The organism is Streptococcus sp. SGI.013, from assembly GCF_050315295.1.
In the GTDB taxonomy this organism is placed as follows: Bacteria; Bacillota; Bacilli; order Lactobacillales; family Streptococcaceae; genus Streptococcus; species Streptococcus porcorum.
Window position 1 is genome coordinate 1 of the sequence record NZ_JBNPOS010000108.1, and the last position, 336, is coordinate 336.

General features: G+C 46.1%; 1 protein-coding gene. It reads left to right on the plus strand.

The window, feature by feature from the left end; all coding sequences use genetic code 11:
* On the plus strand, nt 1-336 hold a 336-nt coding region (locus ACQRDX_RS09585; RefSeq protein WP_427896669.1), incomplete at both ends, for a mucin-binding protein.

Genomic DNA, 336 nt, shown 5'->3' on the forward strand with positions numbered 1-336 from the left:
GCTGTTCAGGATGTTCCGGCAACTGATCCAGACACTGAAGTTATCGTTAGATATGTCAAAGATGCTCAAAAAGCTACCATCACCTACCAAGATGACACCGGTAAACAGCTAGGAGCTATTGATGAGGTGACTGGTAAGTCAGGTGAGCCAATCAACTACAGCACAACTGATCGTATTAAAGAGCTTACTAACCAAGGCTACGAAGTAGTGACAGATGGCTTCACCAAAGACGGTGGACAAGTCTTCGATACCGATAAGGCTAGTGACCAAAGCTTCACAGTTGTTGTGAAAGCCCGTGTCGTTACGGTTACCCCTGAAGATCCGAAAGATCCAGGT